Raw genomic sequence first — 23,903 nt, forward strand, 5'->3', positions numbered from 1 at the left:
GAACCGGACTCCGCCTCCCTCCCCACCCCCCACGACGGACCCGACGGACCCGACGACCACGACAACCACGACGAACACCCCCACACCTCCTACGTCCTGACCGTCAACGGCACCGACCGCCCGGTCACCGACGCCTGGATCGGGGAGTCGCTGCTGTACGTGCTGCGCGAGCGCCTCGGCCTCGCCGGGGCCAAGGACGGCTGCTCGCAGGGGGAGTGCGGGGCCTGTTCCGTACAGGTCGACGGGCGGCTCGTGGCGTCGTGCCTGGTGCCCGCCGCGACCACCGCGGGCAGTGAGGTCCGTACGGTCGAGGGCCTGGCCCGCAACGGCGCGCCCTCCGACGTGCAGCGCGCCCTGGCCGAATCCGGCGCCGTCCAGTGCGGCTTCTGCATCCCCGGCATGGCGATGACCGTCCACGACCTGCTGGAGGGCAACCACGCGCCCACCGAGCTGGAGACGCGCCAGGCGCTGTGCGGCAACCTGTGCCGCTGCTCGGGTTACCGGGGCGTGCTCGACGCGGTCAACGAGGTCGCCCGCAGCCGTGCCGACGCCGCGGCAGCTGCCGAAGAGGCCGCGGCCGCCGCCCCGGAGGAGCCCGGCACCCCGCGCATCCCGCACCAGGCGGGCCCCGCCGACCCGCAGGGCCCCGCTTCCCACGGCCACCACCCCCACGGGCCGCATCCCCACGGCCCGGGCGCAGATCCGCAGTCCGGAGGCTCCGCATGACCGGCACACCCGAGGGCGGCGCCGTCACCGCCACCCCCGCCGCGGGCGTCCCCCTCCCCGCCGAGCCGCCGCCGCACGGCATCGGTGTCTCCCTGCCGTCCGCGGACGCGCCCGCCAAGACGGAGGGCGTCTTCCCGTACGCCTCCGACCTGTGGGCCGAGGGCCTGCTGTGGGCGGCGGTGCTGCGCTCCCCGCACGCGAGCGCCCGCATCCTGTCGGTGGACACCGGGCCGGCCGCCGAGATGCCGGGCGTACGGGCCGTCGTCACGCACGCGGACGTACCGGGCGACCCCGGGCACGGCCGTGGCACGCCCGACCGCCCGGTCTTCGCCCACGACGTGGTGCGCCACCACGGCGAGCCGATCGCCGCGGTCGCCGCCGACCACCCCGACACGGCCCGGCTGGCGGCGGCCGCCATCGCCGTCGAGTACGAGGTCCTGGAGCCGGTCACCGACCCGCAACTGGCCTTCGAGGCCGAGCCGCTGCACCCGGACGGCAACCTGATCCGGCACATCCCGCTGCACTTCGGCGACCCCGAGGTGGTGGGCGAGACCATCGTCGAGGGCCTGTACCGCATCGGCCGCCAGGACCCGGCGCCGATCGGCGCCGAGGCCGGGCTCGCGGTGCCGCGCCCGGACGGCGGCGTGGAGATCTACACCGCGTCCACCGACCCGCACGCCGACCGCGACCTGGCCGCCGCCTGCTTCGGGCTGGCGCCGGAACGGGTCCGTGTCGTCGTAACGGGTGTGCCCGGCGCCACCGCGGACCGCGAGGACCCGGGCATGCAGCTCTCCCTCGGACTGCTGGCCCTGCGTACCGGCTGCCCGGTCAAACTGACCGCCACCCGCGAGGAGTCCTTCCTCGGCCACGCCCACCGCCACCCGACCCTGCTGCGCTACCGCCACCACGCGGACGCCGAGGGCAAGCTGGTCAAGGTCGAGGCGCAGATCCTGATGGACGCGGGCGCGTACGCGGACACCTCCGCCGAAGCGCTCGCCGCCGCGGTCTCCTTCGCCTGCGGCCCGTACGTCGTCCCGCACGCCTTCGTCGAGGGCTGGGCCGTACGGACGAACAACCCGCCGTCCGGGCACCTGCGCGGCGAGGGCGCGATGCAGGTGTGCGCCGCCTACGAGGGCCAGATGGACAAACTGGCCGCCAAGCTCGGCATGGACCCGGCCGAGCTGCGGCTGCGCAACGTCATGGCCACCGGCGACCTGCTGCCCACCGGCCAGACCGTCACCTGCCCGGCGCCGGTCGCCGAACTGCTGCGCGCCGTCAAGGACGAGCCGCTGCCCGAACTCCCCAAGGACACCCCCGAGGAGGACTGGCTGCTGCCCGGCGGCCTGGAGGGCGCGGGCGAGCCGTCCGCGGTGCGCCGCGGCGTCGGCTACGCGCTCGGCATGGTCCACATGCTCGGCGCGGAGGGCGCCGACGAGGTCTCCACCGCCACGGTCAAGGTCAGCGGCTCGGTCGCCACCGTACTGTGCGCCGCGGTCGAGACCGGCTCCGGTTTCTCCACCCTCGCGCGCCAGATCGTCCAGGAAACCCTGGGCATCGAAGAGGTGCACGTGGCCCCCGTCGACACCGATCAGCCGTCCGCCGGGCGCGCCTGTCACGGCCGGCACACCTGGGTCTCCGGCGGCGCCGTGGAGCGCGCCGCCAAGATGGTGCGCACCCAGCTCCTGCAACCCCTCGCCCACAAATTCGGCATGTCCACCGAACTCCTCCAGATCACCGACGGCAAGATCACCTCGTACGACGGCGTCCTCAGCACCACCGTCGCCGAGGCCCTCGACGGCAAGGAACTCTGGGCCACCGCGCAGTGCCGCCCCCACCCGACCGAGCCGCTGGACGAGACCGGCCAGGGCGACGCGTTCGTGGGCCTGGCCTTCTGCGCCATCCGCTGCGTCGCGGACGTCGACATCGAACTCGGCACCATCCGCGTCGTGGAGATGTCCGTCGCCCAGGACGTCGGCCGGATCCTCAACCCCCGCCAGCTCCGCGCCCGTATCGAGGCCGGCGTCACCCAGGGCCTCGGCGCGGCCCTCATGGAGAACCTGCGCACCACCCGAGGCCAGATCCGCCACCCCGACCTCACCGGCTACGCCCTGCCCACGGCCCTCGACGCCCCCGACATCCGCATCGTCAAACTCGTCGAGGAACGCGACGTGGTGGCCCCCTTCGGCGCCAAGCCCGCCAGCGCGGCCCCGGTCGTCACCTCCCCGGCCGCGGTCGCCTCCGCCGTACGCGCCGCAACGGGCCGCCCGATAGGGCGCCTCCCGATCCGGCCGCAGGCGGCGGTGGCGCAGCAGTAGGCGCCGTACGTGTGCGAAGGCGGTCCCGTACGGGTACGGGGCCGCCCTCACGTTCTGGCCTGGCGTGACGCTTCAAAGGACCTGTGGTTCGCACGAGGCCAGCCCATGATCGATCCGTGCACGAATGGCCGGGTGGATGGGGTACTCGTCCAAGTGCTCCGGATCCACCCACCGGACTTCGGTCGCCTCGGACGGCTCCGGGCGGGCCTCCCCGCCGATCAGACGAGCACGCAGGCATACGTTGACCGGCTGGCGCACTTCGTCAACGCGGTCCCCGTGCAGGTAAACGATCACGTGGTCGGGGGACGAGAAGACCCCCACCAGTCCGACGACCTCCACGTGATACCCGGTCTCTTCGTGGCACTCGCGCACACCGGTCTGGCCGACCGTCTCACCCTTCTTCACGCCCCCCGTGGGAATGGTCCACAGGGAATTGTCCGCGCGCTTGAGAAGCAAGAGCCGCCCTTGGCCGTCGCGGACGAAAACCGACGCGGACGGCTTGCGGCTCGTCGGTTCCGGCGCTTCGGGATCCTGCCAGTAATCGATCCTGCGCGTCTTCCCGGTCATCGGGAACCGTGTCCCTCCCCGGCCGCGGTCGCCTCCGCCGTACGCGTGCGGGACCGCCTTCTCGCGTGCACGGCTACGCGGCGCGCACCAGTGACCTTGCCCGCTCGTTGAAATCGGCCACGAGCGGATCCTTCCCAAAGGGAATCATGCGGCGCTGAATGTCCTGCACGGCCTCCACACAACGGCTCGACTTCACCTGGGAAGCCAGGTTCAGCGTCCGTACGCCGGCGGCGTGTGCCGCGTCGAGGTCGTGGCGCTGCAAATGGGACACCGCCACCACGGCTTGCGACATGGCGCCACGACGGGCCCGCTTCTGCCGCTCGGCGTGGCGGATCGAGGATTGCGCGTGCTCCTCCGCGTGGCCGGGCTGCCCCATGTCCCGGAAGGCGTTCGCCCATTCCCCGCCGAGATAGGCGGGGTCGATGAAGGCCGCCCATTCGGGCTCATCGGCCAAGTCGACCTTGGCGTACGCGGTCTGCGCCTCGTTAATCGCGTGAGCCGCGGCTTTCGGCTCACCGAGTACGGCGAGGGCGCGCGCCTCCAGCGTCCACAGGTCGGCCAGGCACGCGTTCGACATGGTCTTCGCCAGCCCGTGCCGCCCCGCCTGGGCCAGCCGACGGCCCTCGGCGGGGTGCCCCACCAGCGTGGCTTGGTCGGCCATACCGGCGAGCACATGGGCGCCGAGCGCAGCATTGCCGCTCTCCTCCGCCAGCCGGAGCGACTGGATCAGGAACCGCTGGGCGGTACCGTGTTCGCCGTTGTCGTAGGCCATCCACCCGGCCAAGTAGGTCTGTTCGCTCGCCGCTTCACAGAGGGCCTTTCGTACGTCCTCCGTGTACGTCTGCTTGAGCAACGGAAACACGTGCTGATTCAGGTACTCGGTGAGAGCGCGGCGTCCGGATCCGCCGCCCTGGAAGATATCCATCTTCTGGAATACGCCGAACATATTCCGTACCGCGATGACATCTTCGAGCCTTACGCGCTGCCCTGGTCGGGATGGGTTCTGGTCGAGCGTGCTCAGCAGCCAATCGCGGGAGGGGCCGATACCCGCGACCGCCGTGAAGGGGACTCCTGCGAGAAACATTCGCCTGTCCACGTCTGCCCTTCCTGGCTCCATGACAGTGGTGACTGTCGCATCCCACGATGGGCTGTACGTGAGCGCCCGGTCAACGGCAGGTGAGCCTCCCAGGCCGAGATCTCCAGCGGTCACGCGGTAGCCGAAGCGCTCCGTGAACAGGTCGGCCAAGATCGCCGGTACCGGCTGGCGTGGACGTTCGCCGCGTAGCCACCGTGTGACACTGGCCGTGTCGGAGGACACGTGCGGGTGTCCCCGCTCCGCGGCCTTCACCTGTACGGCCCGGCCCAGCGCGCGCTTGCTCCAGCCTGAGCGCTCCTGCCAGTCGGCCAACTTGTCATTCGGAACTTTCGCCACGGCCGACTCCCGCCCGATTGGCACGGTTGGACGGCAGCGGCTTCCGGACCCCGACTGGCAACAAGAGCGCCGACAAGCTCTCGACACGGGTTTCATGGCCGTAGCGGCTTGCGCTGCGATCGAGATCGGACGGCACCCGAAACACCGATGAAACCGCGGGCCCAGCAGTAGAGACAGAGGTGTCCGTACGCATGTGAAGGCGGCCCCGTACCCCTACGGAACCGCCTTCACACAAACCGAGGCCGTGATCGGATTCGAACCGACGTAACCGGATTTGCAGTCCGGCCCCTGAACCGCTCGGGCACACGGCCGTGTTGGTGAGCTGTTTCGAGACTAGGCCGGGGGGCCGGGGAAGGCGCAAGGGTTCCGGGCAGGGTGCCATGAGGTTGCAATGCGGCGTTCATGACTCCGTGTCGGGGCGGGTGAATGAGCGGATCATTGTTTCTATGGCGTGCAGGGGCAGTACGTGGTCCACGGGGCCGGCTTTCAGTGTGGCCTCGGGCATGCCGGGGTAGTCGGCGGTGCTCGGGTCCTGGACCACCACGGTGCCGCCGCTGTCCTTGACCGCCTGGGCGCCCTGGGCGCCGTCGCGGCCCGTACCGCTGAGGACGAAGACCCAGGCGCGCTGCCCGTAGTGCTCGGCGATCGAGGTGAACAGCCGGTCGGCCGCGGGCCTGACCAGGTTCACGCGTTCCGTGTCGGCCAGTCGCAGGGTGCCGCCCGCCTCGATGAGCAGGTGCCGGTCGGGGGGTGCCAGGTAGACCCGGCCGGCGGCGGCCAGTTCGCCGTCCCGGGCCAGTGTGACGGGTACCCGGGTGCGCCGCTGGAGGACCGCGTCGAGCACCGTGCGGTGCCGCGGGCTCAGGTGCTGCACCACCAGTGTCGGTACCGGAGGGCCCGAGGTGAAGGAGCCGAAGAGGTCCAGCAGGGCGAACACCCCGCCCGCGGAGGCGGCGATGGCCACCACGGCACAGCTCTCGTCGATGCATCCCGGCGGCGCCATACCGGGAGCCTAAGGGGAGCGCCCGCGGGGCGACACACCCAAGTGCCCCCGGAGCGACGCAACCTAGTTCCAACGGCCGAGAAGATCTCCGTCTCGCGACAGGGGTGCAGCTGGGTTACGCCTCTTACGCTGACCGCATGACTGCCGTGGACCCGCGTGATGCGCTCGATGAACCCCGTCCGGAACCGGCCACGGACCGGAACCCGGCCGCCGGGTCGGCCGGTCCGCCCCAGGGCGGCGTCCTCGGCCGGACCTACCGGTCCCTGACCCTCGGCATCATCTCCGTCGTCTCGCTCATCGCGTTCGAGGCGAGTGCCGTGACCACGGCCATGCCGGCGGTCGGCCAGGCTCTGGACGGCATCGAGCTGTACGCGTTCGCCTTCTCCGCGTACTTCACGGCGAGCCTGTTCGCGATGGCGCTGTCGGGGGAGTGGTGCGACCGGGGCGGGCCGCTCGCGCCGCTGTTCACCGGGATCGCCACCTTCGGCGCGGGGCTGGTGGTCGCGGGGTCGGCGCAGCAGATGTGGCTGTTCGTGGCCGGGCGCGGGGTGCAGGGGGTCGGGGGCGGGCTGGTGATCGTCGCCCTCTATGTGGTGGTTTCGCGCGCGTACCCGGAGGCGCTGCGGCCGTCCGTTCTCGCGGCTTTCTCGGCGGCCTGGGTGCTGCCGGTGATCGTCGGGCCGCTGGTCGCCGGGTCGGTCACCGAGCAGCTGGGCTGGCGCTGGGTGTTCTTGTCCATACCTGTACTTGTGCTGCTGCCGCTTACGGTCATGCTGCCCGCGCTGCGCAAGCTGCCGCCCCGGAGGGCGGATGAGCCGATGGATCGGCGCCGCATTCTGCTTGCCCTGGCGGTGGCCGCAGGTGCCGGGCTCCTGCAGTACGCGGCGCAGCGGCGCGACTGGGTCGCCGTGCTGCCCGCGGTCGCGGGGGCGGCGCTGCTGGCGCCGGCCGTCGTCCGGCTGCTGCCGAAGGGGACGTTCCGGGCCGCCCGTGGTCTGCCGTCGGTTGTGCTCATTCGGGGGCTGGCGGCCGGCTCCCTGCTCGCCGCCGAGAGTTTCATCCCGTTGATGCTGGTGACCGAACGTGGTTTGTCGACCACGCTGGCCGGGCTCTCGGTGACCGGCGGCGGCCTCACCTGGGCGCTGGGCTCGTACACCCAGAGCCGGCCGCGCCTGGAGCCGTACCGGGAGCGGATCATGGGGATCGGGATGCTGTTGATGACGGCGGCGATCCTGGTCGTGCCGCTGGTGCTCGTCCAGGGCGTGCCGGTGTGGATCGTGGCGGTGGCATGGGTCGTGGCCGGGTTCGGTATGGGGCTGAATATTTCCAGCGGGAGCGTGCTGCTGCTGAAGCTGTCGCCGCCGGAGGACGCGGGCAGCAACTCGGCCTCGCTCCAGGTTTCGGACGCGCTCGGCAACATCACATTCGTCGGGATCAGCGGGCTGCTGTTCAGTACCTTCGGCGGCGGCGCGGCCGACACGCACGCCACGCCGGACGTGACCAACGCCGCATCCGGGCAGCCCGCCGCCTTCGCCGCGGTCTTCGTCACCATGGGGGCGGTGGCCCTCACCGGATCGTGGGTGGCCACGCGCCTGAAGCCGGGCCGGGGCGGCCTCGGGGCGGCCGCGTCCGGTGGCGCGAAGACGGCCGCGGCGCCCGGACCGAGAACGCCGTCCGCCTCCGCGGAGCGTTAGGCTGACGCGGTTGCCGATCGCCGAGCCAGCCCGACGGAGACCGTGACTACCACCACCAGCGCCACCAACAACCACCACCTGTCCCCGGCCTTCCCCGGACGGGCCCCCTGGGGTACCGCCAACAAGCTGCGCGCCTGGCAGCAGGCCGCGATGGACCGGTACATCCAGACGCAGCCGCGCGACTTCCTCGCGGTCGCGACGCCCGGCGCGGGCAAGACCACCTTCGCGCTCACCCTCGCCTCCTGGCTGCTGCACCACCACGTCGTGCAGCAGGTGACCGTGGTCGCGCCCACCGAGCACCTGAAGAAGCAGTGGGCGGAGGCCGCCGCCCGCGTAGGCATCAAGCTGGACCCGGAGTACAGCGCGGGTCCGCTCGGCCGCGAGTACCACGGCATCGCGATCACGTACGCGGGTGTCGGCGTGCGCCCGATGCTGCACCGCAACCGCATCGAGCAGCGCAAGACGCTGGTCATCCTCGACGAGATCCACCACGCCGGTGACTCCAAGTCCTGGGGCGAGGCGTGCCTGGAGGCGTTCGAGCCGGCCACCCGGCGGCTCGCGCTGACCGGTACGCCCTTCCGCTCCGACACCAACCCGATCCCCTTCGTCACGTACGAGGAGGGCAACGACGGCATCCGGCGCAGCGCCGCCGACTACACGTACGGCTACGGCAACGCGCTCGGCGACGGCGTCGTCCGCCCGGTGATCTTCCTGTCGTACAGCGGCAGCATGCGCTGGCGCACCAAGGCCGGCGACGAGATCGCGGCCCGGCTCGGCGAGCCGATGACCAAGGACGCCGTCTCGCAGGCCTGGCGCACCGCGCTGGACCCGCGCGGCGACTGGATGCCCAAGGTGCTCAAGGCCGCCGACCAGCGGCTGACCGAGGTCCGCAAGGCGATACCGGATGCCGGCGCGCTGGTGATCGCCTCCGACCAGGAGCAGGCCCGCGCGTACGCCAAGCTGATCCGCGAGATAACGGGCGAGGGCGCCACCCTCGTCCTGTCCGACGACAGCGGCGCCTCGCAGCGCATCGACGACTTCTCGCACTCCGACGACCGGTGGATGGTCGCGGTCCGCATGGTGTCCGAGGGCGTGGACGTACCGCGGCTGGCGGTCGGCGTGTACGCGACGACCATCTCCACCCCGCTGTTCTTCGCACAGGCCGTGGGCCGCTTCGTACGGTCCCGCAAGCGCGGCGAGACCGCGTCCGTCTTCCTGCCCACCGTGCCCTCGCTGCTCACCTTCGCCAACGAGATGGAGGTCGAGCGCGACCACGTCCTGGACAAGCCGAAGAAGGACGGCGAGGAGGACCCGTACGCCGAGTCCGAGAAGGAGATGGACGAGGCCAACAAGCAGCAGGACGAGGACACCGGCGAACAGGAGCAGTTCTCCTTCGAGGCGCTGGAGTCCGAGGCGGTCTTCGACCGGGTGCTCTACGACGGCGCCGAGTTCGGCATGCAGGCGCACGCGGGCAGCGAGGAGGAGCAGGACTACCTCGGCATCCCCGGGCTGCTGGAGCCGGACCAGGTGCAGATGCTGCTCCAGAAGCGGCAGGCACGGCAGATCGCGCACAGCAAGAAGAAGCCGGCCGAGGAGGCCGACCTGCTGGAGCTGCCCGCCGAGCGCCGCCCGGTGGTCACGCACAAGGAGCTGCTGGAGCTGCGCAAGCAGCTGAACACGCTGGTCGGCGCGTACGTCCACCAGAGCGGCAAGCCGCACGGCGTGATCCACACCGAGCTGCGCCGGGTGTGCGGCGGCCCGCCGAGCGCGGAGGCCACCGCCGGGCAGCTCAACGAGCGGATCAAGAAGGTACGGGAGTGGGCCACCCGCATGAAGTGAGGTGACCGCCCCAGCCGTCCGGCGGGGCAGCGTCCGGCGGGGCAGCGTACGGCGACCGGCCGTGTGCTGCCCCGCCGTCGTGTCCGTGGCCGGGTGCGCGGGTGTGATGTATCCATGGCCGGGTGCGCGGGTGGGGTGTGTCCATGGCCGGGTGGGCGTGTGTTGTGACCCAGCCCGAAAGGCCGCTCACCCCCGGCGCCCCACCGCACCAGGGAGGATCTTCGGGGACATACCGGTCACGGAAGACCGGATTCTGGACGGACTCTTCCGCTGACCGGACCGGCTCGCTACTGTCCCGGTCACGCACACGCCCCGTGGCAGCGCCGCCGCGGAGCGCAGCCGGTGCCATGCGGCCGGCGGCCTCTTTGCGCGCGCTGCCCCGGGACCGGCAGCGCACCCCGCTGACGAGCCGCCACTCACCCGAGGAGGGGGCGTCGTGACCGCGGAGACCTCTCAGACGCTCGACCGAGGACTGCGCGTCCTCAAACTGCTCGCCGACACCGACCACGGCCTGACCGTCACGGAGCTCTCCACCAAGCTGGGGGTCAACCGGACCGTGGTCTACCGCCTGCTCGCCACGCTGGAGCAGCACGCCCTGGTACGCCGTGACATCGGCGGCCGGGCCCGGGTGGGCCTGGGCGTGCTGCGCCTGGGCCGCCAGGTGCACCCGCTGGTGCGGGAGGCTGCGCTGCCCGCCCTGCGCGCACTGGCCGAGGACATCGGCGCCACCGCCCACCTCACGCTCGTGGACGGCACCGAGGCGCTGGCCGTGGCCGTCGTCGAGCCGTCCTGGACGGACTACCACGTCGCCTACCGCGCGGGTTTCCGGCATCCGCTGGACCGGGGCGCGGCCGGGCGGGCCATACTCAAGGCCCGCCAGGGGCACGTCGAGGACGCCGGACTGGCCCTGACGCACGGCGAGTTGGAGGCGGGCGCGAGCGGGGCCGCGGCACCGCTGCTCGGGGTGAGCGGCATCGAGGGCAGCGTCGGCGTGGTGATGCTCGCCGACACGGTGCCGGAGCGGGTCGGGTCCCGGGTGGTCGAGGCGGCCCGTGAGGTGTCCGAAGCGCTGCGGTGATCCGCGCGGGGACCGGGCCGGGCGTACCGAGTGCCGCCCCGTGGTGACCGGCCAGGGGCACAGGTCATCTAGGGTGGCGGGGTGTCTTCTCGCACCCGCGCCCTCGGGATCTGCACCGTCCTCGTCCTCGCGCTCCTCGCCACCGCGGCCTTCGCGCCGCTGCCGTTCTCGGTCGCCTTCCCCGGCGACACCGCGGACGTGCTCGGCAAGCACAAGGGCAAACAGGTGATCACGATCAGCGGCGCGCCGACCCGCGGGACCAGCGGCCAGCTGCGGATGGTGGCGATCGTGGCGACCGGCCCGGACGCCACGGTGCGGCTGTCCGACGTCGTCCGGGGCTGGTTCCGTACGGACCAGGCCGTGATGCCGGTCGAGTCGGTCTACCCGGTCGGGGACACCGCCGAGAAGGCGGTCGAACACAACCTGAAGGACATGCGCTCCTCCCAGGACGTCGCCACCCGGGCGGCGCTGAACTACCTGCACAAGAGCGACAAGGATGTGCAGGTCAAGCTGGATCTGGGCACCATCGGCGGGCCCAGCGCGGGCCTGCTGTTCTCGCTGGGCATCATCGACAAGCTGGCCGGGGACGGCAAGGGCGGCGACCTGACCGGCGGGCAGAAGATCGCGGGCACCGGAACGATCACCGCGGACGGCGAGGTCGGCGCGGTCGGCGGGGTGTCCCTGAAGACGCAGGCCGCGGGCCGGGACGGCGCCAAGGTCTTCCTCGTCCCCAAGTCGGAGTGCAAGGACGCGCAGGCCGAGCTGCCGGACGGCATGCGGCTGGTCCCCGTCAGCACGCTCTCCGGCACGGTGGACGCGCTCAAGGCGCTGAAGTCCGGGGGTACGGTTCCCAGCTGCTGAGCGCGGACGCGCAACGGACCCGGGCCCGGTGCCTCAGCCCCCGTCCTCGATGAACCCCTTCTCGATCATCCAGTTCTTGGCGACCTCGTGCGGGTCCTGCCCGTCCACGTCCACCTTGGCGTTCAGGGACTGCGCGACGGCGTTGTCCAGCGCCTTGGTGATCGGCGCCAGGATGTCCGCGATCTGCGGGTACTTCTTCATCGTCGCCGCGTTCATCTCGGGCGCCGCGTTGTAGTTGGGGAAGAAGTGCTTGTCGTCCTTGAGGACGTGCAGGCCCATCGCCTTGATCCGGCCGTCGGTCGTGTAGACCTCGCCGAAGGTGCAGGCCCGGCCCTCGGCCGCCTGGGTGTAGACGACGCCGCTGGTCATCTTCTTGATGTTGCCGGCCGGGATGTCCATGCCGTACGCCTTGGCCATGCCCGGCAGGCCGTCGTTGCGGGCGGAGAACTCGGCCTCCGCGCACAGCGTGACCGCGCCCGGATTCTTGTGGGACAGCTCGGCGACGTCCGACAGGGTCTCGGTCCCCAGCTGCTTGTGGTGCTCCGGATTGAGCGCCAGCGCGTACGTGTTGTTCAGCTTCGACTGCGGCAGCCACTCGACGCCGTTGGCCCGGTCGCCGTCGCGGACCGCCTCCCACTGCTTCTGCGGGTCCACGATGGGCTTCTCGTGGCCGAGGTGGGTGATCCAGCCGGTACCGGTGTACTCGTACATCCCGTCCGCCGTACCGGACTTGACCGCCTCACGGGCGCCGATCGTGCCCTGGATGTTGGTCTTGTCCACGACCGTGGCACCGGCCGCCTTGAAGGCCAGGCCCATGATCTGGCCCAGGATGATGTTCTCGGTGAACTCCTTCGACGTCACGGTCAGCTCGGCGCCCTTCAGCGGCAGCCCCCGGCCGACCGTACCGGGCCGCACATCGTCGCTCATCGGGCTGCCGCTGACCAGGCCGCAGCCGCTCAGACCGGCCGCGGCCAGCAGCAGGCACCCGGCCGCGGCCGGTACCGTACGGCGCCATCGCCGCGCTCCTGCGGTCATCCTTCCCCCACCTCCAGCCCGCGCGGGCGCAGCAGCAGCTCGACGAGGGACGCCAGCCAGTCCACGAACAGCGCCAGCACCACCGTCAGGACGGAGCCGAGCACCAGCACCGGCATGCGCTGGGTGATGATGCCCGCCGAGATCAGGTCGCCGAGCCCGCCGCCACCGCCGAAGGTGGCCAGCGTCGCGGTGCCCACGTTCAGGACCAGCGCGTTGCGCACGCCCGCCAGGATCAGCGGTACGGCCAGCGGCAGTTCGACCTTCCCCAGCACGCCGACCGCCGACATGCCGATGCCGCGGGCCGCCTCGGTCAGGGTCGGGTCGATGGCCTTCAGGCCCGCGATGGTGTTGGCCAGCACCGGCAGGACGGCGTACAGGACCATGCCGATGACGGCGGCCTCCGGGCCGATGCCGAGCCAGATGACCAGCAGCACCAGCAGGCCCAGGGCGGGCACCGCCTGCCCGAGGTTGGCCACCGCGACCGCGGCCGGCGCGGCCCGGCGCAGCCTGGCGCGGGTCAGCGCGATGCCCAGCGGCAGCGCGATGACCAGTACGAAGAAGGTCGACACGGCGGTCAGCTGGATGTGCTGGCGCAGCGCGAGCCAGACCTTGCCGCCGTCCACCGCCTGGTGCGCGATCGAGTCCAGGTCCGTACCGCGGAACCACAGCCAGGTGGCGAGCAGCACCGCCGCCAGCACGGCGGGCACCGTGACCACCTTCTTCCAGGTGATACGGCGCGGCGGACGGGTGGCCGGCGCCGCGGGCTCCGGCTCGGCCGTCAGGAGCGGCCCGCGCTCCCCGGCCGCGGCCGCCTCGTCGCGGAACCGCACCCCGCGTACCTCGTGCTCGCCCGCCGGCCGCTCGTCCTTCGGCGGCCGGCGCTCGTCCCGGGGGCTCACGCCTTGACCCCGTGGGCGCCGCCCGCCGGATCGACGCCCTCCTGGGCCAGCCGGGTGTGCCGGGCGCGCTGCTCCTCCAGTTCGTGCCGGTGCTCCAGCGCGTCCAGCCGGTCCGCCTCCAGCAGGTCGTGGACGTTGTTCATCAGCGTCTCCACGTCCACCACGCCGATGTACGCGCCGCGCCGCCCGGTCACCGCGACCCGGCCCGCGTTGTCGGTCAGCACCGCCTCCAGCGCGTCGCGCAGCGTCGCGTCGCGGGTGACCGTGTCGTGCACGAGCGTGCCGGCGCGGGCCAGCGAGCCCTTGGCGCGCATCAGGTCGCCGCGGCGCAGCCACTTGTACGGGCGCCGGTGTCTGTCCAGCAGCAGCACCTCGTTGGTGGTACCGGAGCGCAGCAGGTCGAAGATCGACTGGAGCGGGTCCTCGACGGACGCGGTGGGGAAGTCGACCACGGCCACATCCCGTACGCGGGTCAGGTTCAGGCGCTTGAGCGCCGCGCCCGCCCCCACGAAGCCGGAGACGAAGTCGTCGGCCGGGTTGGTGAGGATGGCCTCGGGCGTGTCGAACTGGGCGATGTGCGAGTGCTCGCGCAGCACCGCGATCCGGTCGCCCAGCTTGATCGCCTCGTCGAAGTCGTGGGTGACGAAGACGATCGTCTTGCGCAGCTCGTGCTGGAGGCGGATCAGCTCGTCCTGGAGGTGGTCGCGGGTGATCGGGTCCACCGCGCCGAACGGCTCGTCCATCAGCAGCACCGGCGGGTCGGCGGCCAGCGCCCGCGCCACGCCGACGCGCTGCTGCTGCCCGCCGGACAGCTGCCGCGGGTAGCGGCCGTGGAACTCGCGCGGGTCCAGCCCGACGAGGTCGAGCATCTCCTCGACGCGGCCGGTCACCTTGGCCTTCGGCCAGCCGGCCATCTTCGGCACGAGCGCGATGTTCTGCGCGACGGTCATGTGCGGGAACAGGCCGGACGACTGGATCGCGTAGCCGACCTTACGGCGCAGTTTGACCGGGTCGATGCCGGTGACGTCCTCGTCGCCGATCATGATCCGTCCGGAGGTGGGCTCGATCAGCCGGTTGATCATCTTCAGGGTGGTGGACTTGCCGCACCCCGACGGCCCGACGAGGATCACCGTCTCGCCCGGCTTGATGTCCATGCTCACGTCGTCGACGGCGGGCGCCGGACTGCTCGGGTACCGCTTGGTCAGGTGCTCCAGCGCGATGCCGGCGCCGGATGCGGTGGTCTCAGGCACGGATCCCCCTGGGAATGGTCAGGCGTCCGATCAGGACGTACGCGGCGTCGAAGAGCAGGGCCAGCACGACGATCCCGAGCGTCCCGGACAGCACCTGGTTGAGCGCGTTGGCGCTGCCCAGCGACGAGATGCCGCGGAAGATCTCGTTGCCCAGGCCGGGCCCCGAGGCGTAGGCGGCGATGGCCGCGATGCCCATCAGCATCTGGGTGGAGACCCGGATGCCGGTCAGGATCGGCGGCCAGGCCAGCGGCAGTTCGACCCGCAGCAGCCGGGCCGTACGGGACATGCCGATGCCCCTGGCGGCGTCGATCAGCGCGGGGTCGACGCCGCGCAGGCCGACGACGGCGTTACGGACCACCGGCAGCAGCCCGTACAGCGTCAGGGCGATGACGGTCGGCGCCACGCCGAGCCCGACGATCGGCACCAGCAGGCCGATCAGGGCCAGCGAGGGCACCGTGAGGATCGTCGCGGTGGTGGCGGTGGCCAGGTTCCCGGCCCATTCGCTGCGGTAGGTGGCGACGCCGAGCAGCACCCCGAGCACGGTGGCCAGCACCATGCACTGGAAGACGGCGCTGGCGTGCTGAAACGTGTCCGTCAGCAGCTGCGTGTGGCGGTTGCCGACGTACTCCCAGAAGCTCACACGCGCCCTCCTCGGTCAGTCCCCCGCGGCTTGCTTGACCAGCGGGACGATGCGCAATGGAACCGGGTTTTCCATGACAATGGCGGTGGAAGCCCGCATGATGCCATCAAAGCCCACAACCAGGTCGATGACCCGCTGCAGGTCGGCGTTCGAACGGGCAACGAGCCTGCACAGCATGTCCCCATGTCCCGTCGTTGTATGCAGCTCCAGCACTTCCGGTACGGACGCCAAGTGCGCCCGGACGTCCGCCCCTTGGCCCTGTTTGATCTCCAGCGTGGCGAACGCGGTCACCGGATAGCCCAGCGCCGCGGGGTCCACGTCGGGGCCGAATCCCCGGATCACTCCGTTCGACTGAAGGCGGTCGAGACGCGCCTGCGCCGTCCCGCGCGCCACGCCGAGCCGGCGCGACGCCTCCAGCACGCCGATGCGCGGTTCCTCGGCGAGCAGCTCCAGCAGCCTGCCGTCCAAATGATCGATCGCCACGGCCGTTGCCTCCGAAATTGATGGTCATCATGTACGAATCGTCCGGTGATTCACACGGCTTGCTGTGCATATTGCCCAGTGAATGTGCAAACTATTGCGCATTGTGTGGGCCGGGGAGAGCCTGCGGGCATGACTGAGACCACGGACCACACCACCCCCATCAGTGCTCGGCAGGCCGATCCCTTCCCGGTCAAGGGGATGGACGCGGTCGTCTTCGCCGTCGGCAACGCCAAGCAGGCCGCGCACTACTACGCCACCGCCTTCGGCATGAAGCGCGTCGCCTACTCCGGACCGGAGAACGGCAGCCGCGAGACCGCCAGTTACGTGCTCGAATCCGGCGGCGCCCGCTTCGTCTTCACCTCCGTCATCAAGCCGACGACCGACTGGGGCCGCTTCCTGGCCGACCATGTCGCCGCGCACGGCGACGGCGTCATCGACCTCGCCATAGAGGTGCCGGACGCGCGCGCCGCCTACGCCTACGCCCTGGAGCACGGCGCCACCGGCCTGGAGGAGCCGTACGAGACCAAGGACGAGCACGGCGTCGTCGTGCGCGCCTCCATCGCCACGTACGGCAAGACCCGGCACACCCTGGTCGAGCGCACCGATTACGAGGGCCCCTACCTGCCCGGCTACGTCGCCGCCGACCCCATCGTCGAGCCCGGCAGGCGCCGCTTCCAGGCCATCGACCACTGCGTCGGCAACGTCGAACTCGGCAAGATGGACGAGTGGGTGGCCTTCTACAACAACGTCATGGGCTTCACGAACATGAAGGAGTTCGTCGGCTCGGACATCGCCACCGAGTACAGCGCCCTGATGTCGAAGGTGGTCGCGGACGGCACCCGCAAGGTGAAGTTCCCGCTCAACGAGCCGGCCATCGCCAAGAAGAAGTCGCAGATCGACGAGTACCTGGAGTTCTACGGCGGCCCCGGCTGCCAGCACATCGCCCTGGCCACCAACGACATCGTCGCCAGCGTCCGGGACATGCGCGCGGCCGGCGTCGAGTTCCTGGACACCCCGGACTCCTACTACGACACCCTCGGCGAGTGGGCGGGCGAGACCCGCGTCCCGGTCGAGACGCTGCGCGAGCTGAAGATCCTGGTCGACCGGGACGAGGACGGCTACCTGCTGCAGATCTTCACCAAGCCGGTCCAGGACCGCCCCACCGTCTTCTTCGAACTGATCGAGCGGCACGGCTCGCTGGGCTTCGGCAAGGGCAACTTCAAGGCCCTGTTCGAGGCCATCGAGCGCGAGCAGGAGCGGCGCGGCAACCTCTGACCGTACCCGGCCGCTTCGACCGCGCCCGGCCGCTCCGACCGCACCCGGGAACCGGCCGCGCGGTGGCCCCCGAGGCCGGCTCCCGGGCGCCCCACAGACGCCACCCCCCACCCCCACGGCCCCGCCGGACCTGACCCGGCGGGGCCGTGGCCCTTCCCGCGGGGAGCGGCGCTCCCGCACCCGGGAACCACCACCCGGGTGCGGGAGGGGATCTTCCGTGTACGGCCCACGGATGGGAGGCTGGCGGCATGGACCTCATCGCCCGCCTGCGCGACGGCCTCCCCGCGGAAGCGATCCTCACCGACCCCGACGTCACCGGCGCCTACGCCCACGACATGGCGAGCTTCTGCGAGGCCGGCACTCCCGCCGTGGTCGTCCTGCCGCGTACGGTCGAGCAGGTCCAGCACGTGATGCGCACCGCCACCGAGCTGCGCGTCCCCGTCGTACCGCAGGGCGCCCGCACCGGCCTGTCCGGCGCCGCCAACGCCAGCGACGGCTGCATCGTGCTCTCCCTGGTCAAGATGGACCGGATCATCGAGATCAACCCCGTCGACCGGATCGCGGTCGTCGAGCCGGGGGTGATAAACGCGGTCCTCTCCCGCGCGGTCAACGAACACGGCCTGTACTACCCGCCGGACCCCTCCAGCTGGGAGGAGTGCTCGATCGGCGGCAACATCGGCACCGCCTCCGGCGGCCTGTGCTGCGTCAAGTACGGCGTCACCGCCGAGTACGTCCTCGGCCTGGACGTCATCCTCGCCGACGGGCGGCTGCTGAAGACCGGCCGGCGCACCGCCAAGGGCGTGGCGGGCTACGACCTCACCCGCCTGTTCGTCGGCTCCGAGGGCAGCCTCGGCATCGTCGTACGCGCCGTGCTCGCCCTCAAGCCCGAGCCGCCCCAGCAGCTCGCGCTCGCCGCCGAGTTCCCCTCCACCGCCGCGGCCTGCGACGCCGTCTGCGAGATCATGGCCCGCGGCCACGCCCCCGCGCTGCTCGAACTGATGGACCGTACGAGCGTCCGCGCCGTCAACGCGCTGGCCAACATGGGCCTGCCGGAGAGCACCGAAGCGCTCCTGCTGGCCGCCTTCGACACCCCCGACCCGGCCGCCGATCTCGCCGCCGTCGGCGCGCTGTGCACGGCCGCCGGGGCCACCGAAGTCGTACCGGCCGACACCCCGGCCGAGTCCGACCTGCTCCTCCAGGCCCGGCGGCTGACCCTGACCGCCCTGGAACGCGTCAAGTCCGCCACGATGATCGACGACGTGTGCGTACCGCGCTCCCAGCTCGCCGCGATGCTCGACGGGACCGCCGCCATCGCCGAGAAGTACGGCCTGACCATCGGCGTCTGCGCCCACGCGGGCGACGGCAACACCCACCCCACCGTCTGCTTCGACCCGGCCGACCCCGACGAGTCCCGGCGCGCCCGGGAGTCCTTCGACGAGATCATGGCGCTCGGCCTGGACCTGGGCGGCACGATCACCGGCGAACACGGCGTCGGCGTCCTGAAGAAGGAGTGGCTGGCCCGAGAGCTGGGACCGGTCGGCCTGGAGATGCATCGCGGCATCAAGGCGGTGTTCGACCCGCTGGGGCTGCTCAATCCCGGGAAGGTGTTCTGACCGGCGCTTTCTTCTGCCCGGCACCTTCCGGAGTCGGGCCCCTCCTCTGCCCGGCACCTTCCGGGGCAGGCCCGTCCTGCATCGGTGTCAGGCCCATCTAGGGTCAGGTCCATGAACTCCGAACTCTGGACGGCCATCGCCGCGGCCGTCGTCGTCATCGTCGTGCTCGCCTCCACCATGGACGCGCGGCACAAGACGCTCGAACGCCGGCTCCGGCGCATGGACCGCAAGCTCGACCTGATCATGGAACACCTGGGCATCGAGGAGACCGGCCCCGAGGGCATGGCCGAGATCGACGCGCTGCTGCACAAGGGCAAAAAGATCGAGGCGATCAAGCGCTACCGGGAGCTGACCGGTGCCGGACTGGTCGAGGCCAAGGAGGCCGTGGAGCGCCGGGAGCGCTGAGCGGTCCCCGCCCGCGAATGCCCCGATACATGTGGCCGTGCCGGGCGCCCGGCACGAGGATGGACCCGACCGCCGCGGCACCGACCGCAGCGGCACCGACCGCCGCGACGCCGACCGCAGGGAGCGATGAGCGATGCCAGGGACCACCGGGGCCGACGGGTCCGCCGGGCAGGACACGTACGACGTCATCGTGCTGGGCGCCGGGCCGACCGGCGAGAACGTGGCCGACCGGGCCCACGCCCTCGGCCTGAGCGCGGTGATCGTGGAGAGCGAGCTGGTCGGCGGCGAGTGCTCGTACTGGGCCTGCATGCCCAGCAAGGCGCTGCTGCGCCCGGTCACCGCCCGCGCCGACGCGCGCCGCGTGCCCGGCCTGCACCAGGCCGCGTCCGCGCCGCTGGACACCAAGGCGGTGCTCGCGCACCGCGACGCCTACGCCTCCCACTGGAAGGACGACGGCCAGGTCCAGTGGCTGGACTCGGCCGGCATCGACTTCGTACGCGGCCGGGCCCGCCTCGACGGTCCGCGGCGCGTGGTGGTCGCCACCGACGGCGGCGAACGCGCGCTGACCGCCCGGCATGCCGTCGCCGTGTGCACCGGCAGTCGCGCCGTCCTGCCCGACCTGCCCGGACTGACGGCGGCCCGCCCCTGGACCAGCCGCGAGGCGACCAGCGCCCGGTCCGTACCGCCGCGCCTGGTGGTGGTCGGCGGAGGCGTCGTGGGCGTAGAAATGGCCACCGCCTGGCGGGCCCTGGGCTCCGCGGTCACCCTCCTGGTGCGCGGCGGCGGGCTGCTGCCCAAGATGGAGCCGTTCGCGGGCGAACTGGTCTGCGAGGCGCTGACCGAGGCGGGCGCCGTCGTCCGTACCGGCACGTCGGTGACCGCGGTACGGCGCGAGATGCCCAACGGGCCCGCCACGGTGGTCTTGGACGGTGGCGAGCAGATCGTCGCCGACGAGGTCCTGTTCGCCACCGGCCGCGCGCCCCGCACCGACGACCTCGGCCTGGAGACGGTGGGCCTGGAGCCCGGCTCGTGGCTGGAGGTGGACGACACCTGCCGGGTACGGGGCGTGGCGGACGGCTGGCTGTACGGCGTCGGCGACGTCAACCACCGCGCACTGCTCACCCACCAGGGCAAGTACCAGGCCCGTATCGCCGGCGCCGCCATCGCGGCACGCGCCCAGGGCACCACGGACCTGGACACCGGCCGCTGGGGCGCGCACGCCGCGACCGCCGACCTCGCCGCCGTACCGCAGGTCGTCTTCACCGACCCCGAGGTCGCCTCGGTCGGCCTGACCGCCGCCGAAGCCGAACGCGCCGGCCACCGCACCCGCGTCGTCGACTACGACCTCGGCAACGTCGCGGGCGCCGGCCTCTACGCCGACGGCTACCGCGGCCGCGCCCGCATGATCGTCGACCTGGACCGCGAAGTACTCCTCGGCGTCACCTTCGTCGGCCCCGCGGTCGGCGAACTCCTCCACTCGGCGACCGTCGCGGTGGCCGGCGAGGTCCCGCTCGCCCGCCTGTGGCACGCGGTCCCGTCGTACCCGACGATCAGCGAGGTGTGGCTGCGGCTGCTGGAGACGTACCGCGGCTAGTGCCGGATCAGGCAACGTTTGCCCTGTCGACGACGGCGCGTAGGCGCCGGTCGTCGGCATGGCGGTTTCGCCGGATGATGTAGCGGCGGATCATGCTGCCCTGTTCCTTGTGGGTGGCGTGATCGGTGCCGTCGAGGGTGAAGTAGCGCAGGGCGGTGAACTGGGTCTCGATGCGGTTCAGCCAGGAGGAGTTCGTCGGGGTGCAGGCGATCTCCACGTTGTTCGCGGCTTCCCGGTCACCGACTCGCCGGCACTTCTTCGTGGTCAGGTGCGGGGAGAAGTTGTCACAGACGATCGCGATGCGGACGTGGGTCGAGTAGAGCGTGCGCAGGTAGCGGCAGAATTCCAGGAACTGCGTGCGCCTCTTGATCGGCTTGATATGGCCGTAGAGCTTGTCCCTGGCCAGGTCGTAGGCGGCGAACAGATGACGCACTCCGCCGTAGCGGTTGTAGGTCGCCCGTCGACGACGGCGTGGCTCACGGTCCGGGTCCTTGTGCTTGCCGCCGCGTTCGGCCCACTGCTTCCCGGGGTGGGGCATCAGGTTGAGTGGTCCGAACTCGTCCAGGCAGAAAACGACTTCGGGCTCGCCGTCCTCCGGTATGACCTCGCCGTCGGCGATAGCGTAGAGGTGCTCGACCCTCGCCGTTCTTGGCCGCGTAGTCCCGGTCTCGGGAGGTCTTCCAGGCCTTCAGGCGTTGAAAAGAGACGCCTTCCTCGCGGAGCAGGATGCGCAGGCCCTCGTGGCTGATGTCGTCGATCACCCCCTCGGCGACCAGGAAGTCCGCCGGCTTGGTCAGACTCCAGGTTGAAAAGGGCAGGTCGGGTTCGGTCGGCTTGGACTTCGCGATCTTCTTGAGCTCGCGCCGCTCGGGCAGGGTGAAGGTCCTGGGCTGGCCGCCCTTGTACTTCGGATACAGGGAGTCGAAGCCGTCGGTGTTGAAGTTGTGGATCACGTCCCGGACCCGGTCCGCGCTGGTGAAGGTGACCTCGGCGATCTTCGCTACCGGCATGCCTTGGGCGGACAGCAGGACCATCTGGGCCCGCTGCCACGTCACCACCGAACCGGTGCCCCGGCGGATGATCCGCAGCAGTTTGCGGCCCTCGTCGTCATCGATCTGCCGCACCCGCACCTGTCCCGCCACGACCTCGAACATAGCGGGCGTGGGCCCGTAGGCTGCGGACGGTGACCTACGACATCATGTTCCTGCGGGTTTTCCCGGGCCGTACCTTCGACGAGACCCTGGAAGAGATCAACTCCGCCTACGCCCCGGATGTCGACCTCAAGCCCATGAGCCTGAGCCGTGACCAGCGGGCCGCCTGGGACAGGCTGATACAGCGGGTGTCGCGGGAGGTGGGTCCGGTCACCACCGAGGAGTACCCCTACAGCCTGACCCTGTGGCGTGACGGGCCGGCCGGTCATCTGCAGCTGGACTACGCGGGGGACTCGGCCACCATCGAGATCCCCTATCGCTACCCGGGGCAGCAAGCACTACCGATCATGGCGGAGGCGTATCAGATCGCGCGGATGATCGAGGAGGAGAGCGGCCTCGAAGGCTACGACTATGAGGCCGATCAGCCCGTCCGGACCGGCGACAGCGACGTAGCCGCAGCCAAGCTCGGCGGCATTGCCCGCTGGGCGCAAGAGCACCTCAACTGATCGGCGAGAGGCCCTACCCATGACGTCATGGAGGGGCGAACGTTGCCTGATACGGCACTAGGCACAACGGACCGGTCGCGGCCGGTCCGGCGGCGGAGGACGTCGGACGGGGTACGGCCGGTCCGGCGGCGTAGGTCGGATTCCCGATACCCGTGCGCGCGGCGTCGCCCTACGGTCAGGAGTGCCAGAGCTCAACGGGCCTGTACGTATGAACCTTTGCAGGAGGCACACCATGTCCGTACACCTCGACCACACCGTCGTCCACGCCACCGACAAGTTCGCCTCCGCCCGCTTCCTCGCGGAGCTGGCCGGGCTGGAGGAGCCGGCCGGCTTCGGCCCGTTCGCCGCCGTGCAGGCCGCGGACGGGCTGACCATCGACTACGCCGAGCATGTCGTCGAGCCGGACGCGATCGTGCCCCAGCACCTCGCCTTCCGGGTCTCCGAGGAGGAGTTCGACGCGATCTTCGCCCGTATCCAGGAGCGCGAACTGCCGTACTGGGCGGACCCGTACCACCGGAAGCCGCAGGAGATCAACCACCTGGCGGGCGGCCGCGGGGTCTACGTCAGCGACCCGGACGGCCACGCCATCGAGTTCCTCACCCGCAAGCACAGCCTGGCGGACCTCGGTACCGCAGCGTCCTGACGCGGGCACGTCCGGCCCGGACCGTACGGCGAGCCGTCACGCCCCGGCCTCCGGCGACTCGTCGGACGGGTCGGACAGCCACAGGTCGTCCCGCGACGCCATCGCGAACAGCGCGCTCAGCCCTTTGTCCAGCCCCAGGTGCTCCTGCTCGGACCCCGGCGGCACCACGCGCAGCGTGCGCTCCAGCCACGCCGAGACCGCCGCGGCCGGCGCCTCCAGCAGCGCCTCGCCGTCCGGGGAGCTGAGCGCCATGCAGACCAGGCTGCGCCCCTCCACCTTCGTGGGCCACACCCGCACGTCACCGTGGCCGCACGGCCGGAACACCCCCTCGACGAGCAGTTCGCGGGCGAACGTCCAGTTGACGGGGGCGTCCGAGCCGACGTGGAAGGTCACGTGGACGGCGTAGGGGTCGTCCGTGCGGTAGGTCAGCCGGGCCGGTACGGGAATGCTGCGCTCCGGCGACAGGACCAGACCCAGCTCCAGCTCTCGTTCCACCACGGTGTGCATGCGGTCCGCCTCTCTCTGTACCTGCTGCGGGCCCATGGGACGAGGCCCTCACCTGGATAGAGGCGATCGCGCCCGAACCATTACGCGACTTCGCACAACTTTTTTCGCGGGCCTCTTCCAGGTGGTCCGGCCCGGCCGGGACGCCCGGCCCGACTCCCGGTCTGATAGATGTGGACGCTGCGTTGCGGCAGACTGCACATGCCCCACCCACCACACCAGGCCGAGAACAGATACGGGACTTCGGACATGAGCGCCCCTTCCTCAGGATCCGCCGGCGGCAGCCCCACGCCAGGCTTCTACCCGGACCCGTCCATCCCCGGCTACATCCGGTACTGGAACGGTGCCGCATGGGTGCCGGGCACCAGCCGCCCGGCGCCCGCCGAGGGC

General features: G+C 71.2%; 22 protein-coding genes, 1 tRNA gene and 1 pseudogene. 13 read left to right on the forward strand and 11 right to left on the reverse strand.

Annotated features, from left to right (window positions below; all coding sequences use genetic code 11):
- Both IH45_RS0137220 and IH45_RS0137225 read left to right on the forward strand, forming a co-directional pair.
- Positions 1-726, forward strand: a 726-nt coding sequence (locus tag IH45_RS0137220; protein ID WP_234440820.1) for a (2Fe-2S)-binding protein, incomplete at its 5' end; no start/stop codon positions are given.
- Positions 723-3,041, forward strand: a complete 2,319-nt coding sequence (locus IH45_RS0137225) for a xanthine dehydrogenase family protein molybdopterin-binding subunit (RefSeq protein WP_030679446.1) — start codon at positions 723-725, stop codon at positions 3,039-3,041. The genes IH45_RS0137220 and IH45_RS0137225, both read left to right, overlap by 4 nt.
- A 72-nt stretch (positions 3,042-3,113) precedes the next feature.
- Here IH45_RS0137225 and IH45_RS0137230 read toward each other — a convergent pair whose 3' ends face one another.
- From IH45_RS0137230 to IH45_RS0137245, 4 genes are all read right to left on the reverse strand, one after another.
- Positions 3,114-3,608, reverse strand: coding sequence for an NUDIX domain-containing protein (locus IH45_RS0137230; RefSeq protein WP_030679449.1), 495 nt, complete (start codon positions 3,606-3,608; stop codon positions 3,114-3,116).
- Positions 3,609-3,681: 73 nt separating this feature from the next.
- Complete coding sequence (locus IH45_RS0137235; protein ID WP_030679452.1) at positions 3,682-5,040, reverse strand: hypothetical protein; 1,359 nt, start codon at positions 5,038-5,040, stop codon at positions 3,682-3,684.
- Positions 5,041-5,279: 239 nt separating this feature from the next.
- Positions 5,280-5,351, reverse strand: a tRNA-Cys gene (locus IH45_RS0137240).
- A gap of 89 nt (positions 5,352-5,440) precedes the next feature.
- The gene (locus tag IH45_RS0137245; protein WP_032919070.1) at positions 5,441-6,043 is read right to left on the reverse strand and encodes a chemotaxis protein CheB; all 603 of its coding nucleotides are present in this window, start codon (positions 6,041-6,043) and stop codon (positions 5,441-5,443) included.
- Between the two features lie 137 nt (positions 6,044-6,180).
- On the opposite strand from IH45_RS0137245, the gene IH45_RS0137250 reads away from it, so the two are divergent.
- The 4 genes from IH45_RS0137250 (at position 6,181) to IH45_RS0137265 (ending at position 11,515) form a co-directional block, all read left to right on the forward strand.
- Positions 6,181-7,737, forward strand: a complete 1,557-nt coding sequence (locus IH45_RS0137250; RefSeq protein ID WP_032919072.1) for an MFS transporter — start codon at positions 6,181-6,183, stop codon at positions 7,735-7,737.
- 42 nt (positions 7,738-7,779) lie between these two features.
- Positions 7,780-9,576, forward strand: a complete 1,797-nt coding sequence (locus tag IH45_RS0137255; protein WP_030679461.1) for a DEAD/DEAH box helicase — start codon at positions 7,780-7,782, stop codon at positions 9,574-9,576.
- Between the two features lie 436 nt (positions 9,577-10,012).
- On the forward strand, positions 10,013-10,654 hold the full coding sequence (locus tag IH45_RS0137260) for an IclR family transcriptional regulator (RefSeq protein WP_030679464.1): 642 nt from the start codon (positions 10,013-10,015) through the stop codon (positions 10,652-10,654).
- Between the two features lie 81 nt (positions 10,655-10,735).
- Positions 10,736-11,515, forward strand: coding sequence for a S16 family serine protease (locus IH45_RS0137265; protein WP_030679467.1), 780 nt, complete (start codon positions 10,736-10,738; stop codon positions 11,513-11,515).
- Between the two features lie 33 nt (positions 11,516-11,548).
- Here the strand turns inward: IH45_RS0137265 and IH45_RS0137270 are convergent, their stop codons facing one another.
- The 5 genes from IH45_RS0137270 to IH45_RS0137290 are packed head-to-tail and all read right to left on the reverse strand — an operon-like array spanning position 11,549 to position 15,822.
- Entirely contained in the window at positions 11,549-12,550 is a 1,002-nt protein-coding gene (locus IH45_RS0137270; protein WP_030679470.1) for a glycine betaine ABC transporter substrate-binding protein, read from the reverse strand.
- Positions 12,547-13,449, reverse strand: a complete 903-nt coding sequence (locus tag IH45_RS0137275; protein WP_030679474.1) for an ABC transporter permease — start codon at positions 13,447-13,449, stop codon at positions 12,547-12,549. Before IH45_RS0137275 ends, IH45_RS0137270 begins: the two co-directional genes overlap by 4 nt.
- A complete protein-coding gene (locus tag IH45_RS0137280; RefSeq protein WP_030679477.1) occupies positions 13,446-14,699 on the reverse strand; it encodes an ABC transporter ATP-binding protein in 1,254 nt (417 codons plus the stop codon). The genes IH45_RS0137275 and IH45_RS0137280 overlap by 4 nt, the downstream gene beginning before the upstream one ends.
- Positions 14,692-15,339, reverse strand: coding sequence for an ABC transporter permease (locus IH45_RS0137285; protein ID WP_030679481.1), 648 nt, complete (start codon positions 15,337-15,339; stop codon positions 14,692-14,694). Before IH45_RS0137285 ends, IH45_RS0137280 begins: the two co-directional genes overlap by 8 nt.
- A 15-nt stretch (positions 15,340-15,354) precedes the next feature.
- Complete coding sequence (locus IH45_RS0137290) at positions 15,355-15,822, reverse strand: Lrp/AsnC family transcriptional regulator (RefSeq protein ID WP_003985659.1); 468 nt, start codon at positions 15,820-15,822, stop codon at positions 15,355-15,357.
- Between the two features lie 129 nt (positions 15,823-15,951).
- Here IH45_RS0137290 and hppD point away from each other — a divergent pair, with 129 nt between their 5' ends.
- The 4 genes from hppD to IH45_RS0137315 all read left to right on the forward strand — a co-directional run bounded on the left by hppD (position 15,952) and on the right by IH45_RS0137315 (position 20,709).
- Positions 15,952-17,097 (forward strand): 4-hydroxyphenylpyruvate dioxygenase, encoded by a 1,146-nt coding sequence (gene hppD / locus IH45_RS0137295; RefSeq protein WP_030679484.1) that lies wholly within the window; start codon positions 15,952-15,954, stop codon positions 17,095-17,097.
- A 248-nt stretch (positions 17,098-17,345) separates the two neighbouring features.
- Positions 17,346-18,710 (forward strand): FAD-binding oxidoreductase, encoded by a 1,365-nt coding sequence (locus IH45_RS0137300; protein ID WP_030679486.1) that lies wholly within the window; start codon positions 17,346-17,348, stop codon positions 18,708-18,710.
- A 111-nt stretch (positions 18,711-18,821) separates the two neighbouring features.
- Entirely contained in the window at positions 18,822-19,115 is a 294-nt protein-coding gene (locus IH45_RS0137305) for a ribosomal protein L7/L12 (RefSeq protein WP_030679489.1), read from the forward strand.
- Positions 19,116-19,248: 133 nt separating this feature from the next.
- Entirely contained in the window at positions 19,249-20,709 is a 1,461-nt protein-coding gene (locus tag IH45_RS0137315; protein ID WP_030679491.1) for a dihydrolipoyl dehydrogenase family protein, read from the forward strand.
- Between the two features lie 7 nt (positions 20,710-20,716).
- Here the strand turns inward: IH45_RS0137315 and IH45_RS1000000150900 are convergent.
- Positions 20,717-21,851, reverse strand: a pseudogene (locus IH45_RS1000000150900) (IS630 family transposase).
- 41 nt (positions 21,852-21,892) lie between these two features.
- Here IH45_RS1000000150900 and IH45_RS0137330 point away from each other — a divergent pair.
- Together IH45_RS0137330 and IH45_RS0137335 are read left to right on the forward strand one after the other, a co-directional pair.
- Positions 21,893-22,366: a hypothetical protein gene (locus IH45_RS0137330; RefSeq protein ID WP_030679497.1), complete on the forward strand. Its 474-nt coding sequence runs from the start codon at positions 21,893-21,895 to the stop codon at positions 22,364-22,366.
- Positions 22,367-22,598: 232 nt separating this feature from the next.
- Complete coding sequence (locus IH45_RS0137335) at positions 22,599-23,009, forward strand: VOC family protein (RefSeq protein WP_030679500.1); 411 nt, start codon at positions 22,599-22,601, stop codon at positions 23,007-23,009.
- 36 nt (positions 23,010-23,045) lie between these two features.
- On the opposite strand, the gene IH45_RS0137340 is transcribed toward IH45_RS0137335, so the two are convergent.
- The gene (locus tag IH45_RS0137340; RefSeq protein WP_030679503.1) at positions 23,046-23,516 is read right to left on the reverse strand and encodes an SsgA family sporulation/cell division regulator; all 471 of its coding nucleotides are present in this window, start codon (positions 23,514-23,516) and stop codon (positions 23,046-23,048) included.
- Positions 23,517-23,762: 246 nt separating this feature from the next.
- On the opposite strand from IH45_RS0137340, the gene IH45_RS1000000147340 reads away from it, so the two are divergent.
- Positions 23,763-23,903: DUF2510 domain-containing protein (locus IH45_RS1000000147340; protein ID WP_158813399.1), on the forward strand; the 141-nt coding region annotated here is incomplete at its 3' end.

The organism is Streptomyces rimosus subsp. rimosus (assembly GCF_000720725.1).
Taxonomy (GTDB): domain Bacteria; phylum Actinomycetota; class Actinomycetes; order Streptomycetales; family Streptomycetaceae; genus Streptomyces; species Streptomyces rimosus_A.

Bases quoted from the DNA above. Each gene is read 5' to 3' on its own strand.
- IH45_RS0137225 (WP_030679446.1), top strand. From the start codon at position 723: ATGACCGGCACACCCGAGGGCGGCGCCGTCACCGCCACCCCCGCCGCG.
- IH45_RS0137230 (WP_030679449.1), bottom strand. From the start codon at position 3,608: ATGACCGGGAAGACGCGCAGGATCGATTACTGGCAGGATCCCGAAGCG.
- IH45_RS0137245 (WP_032919070.1), bottom strand. From the start codon at position 6,043: ATGGCGCCGCCGGGATGCATCGACGAGAGCTGTGCCGTGGTGGCCATC.
- IH45_RS0137250 (WP_032919072.1), top strand. From the start codon at position 6,181: ATGACTGCCGTGGACCCGCGTGATGCGCTCGATGAACCCCGTCCGGAA.
- IH45_RS0137270 (WP_030679470.1), bottom strand. From the start codon at position 12,550: ATGACCGCAGGAGCGCGGCGATGGCGCCGTACGGTACCGGCCGCGGCC.
- hppD (WP_030679484.1), top strand. From the start codon at position 15,952: ATGACTGAGACCACGGACCACACCACCCCCATCAGTGCTCGGCAGGCC.
- IH45_RS0137300 (WP_030679486.1), top strand. From the start codon at position 17,346: ATGGACCTCATCGCCCGCCTGCGCGACGGCCTCCCCGCGGAAGCGATC.
- IH45_RS0137305 (WP_030679489.1), top strand. From the start codon at position 18,822: ATGAACTCCGAACTCTGGACGGCCATCGCCGCGGCCGTCGTCGTCATC.
- IH45_RS0137315 (WP_030679491.1), top strand. From the start codon at position 19,249: ATGCCAGGGACCACCGGGGCCGACGGGTCCGCCGGGCAGGACACGTAC.
- IH45_RS0137335 (WP_030679500.1), top strand. From the start codon at position 22,599: ATGTCCGTACACCTCGACCACACCGTCGTCCACGCCACCGACAAGTTC.
- IH45_RS0137340 (WP_030679503.1), bottom strand. From the start codon at position 23,516: ATGCACACCGTGGTGGAACGAGAGCTGGAGCTGGGTCTGGTCCTGTCG.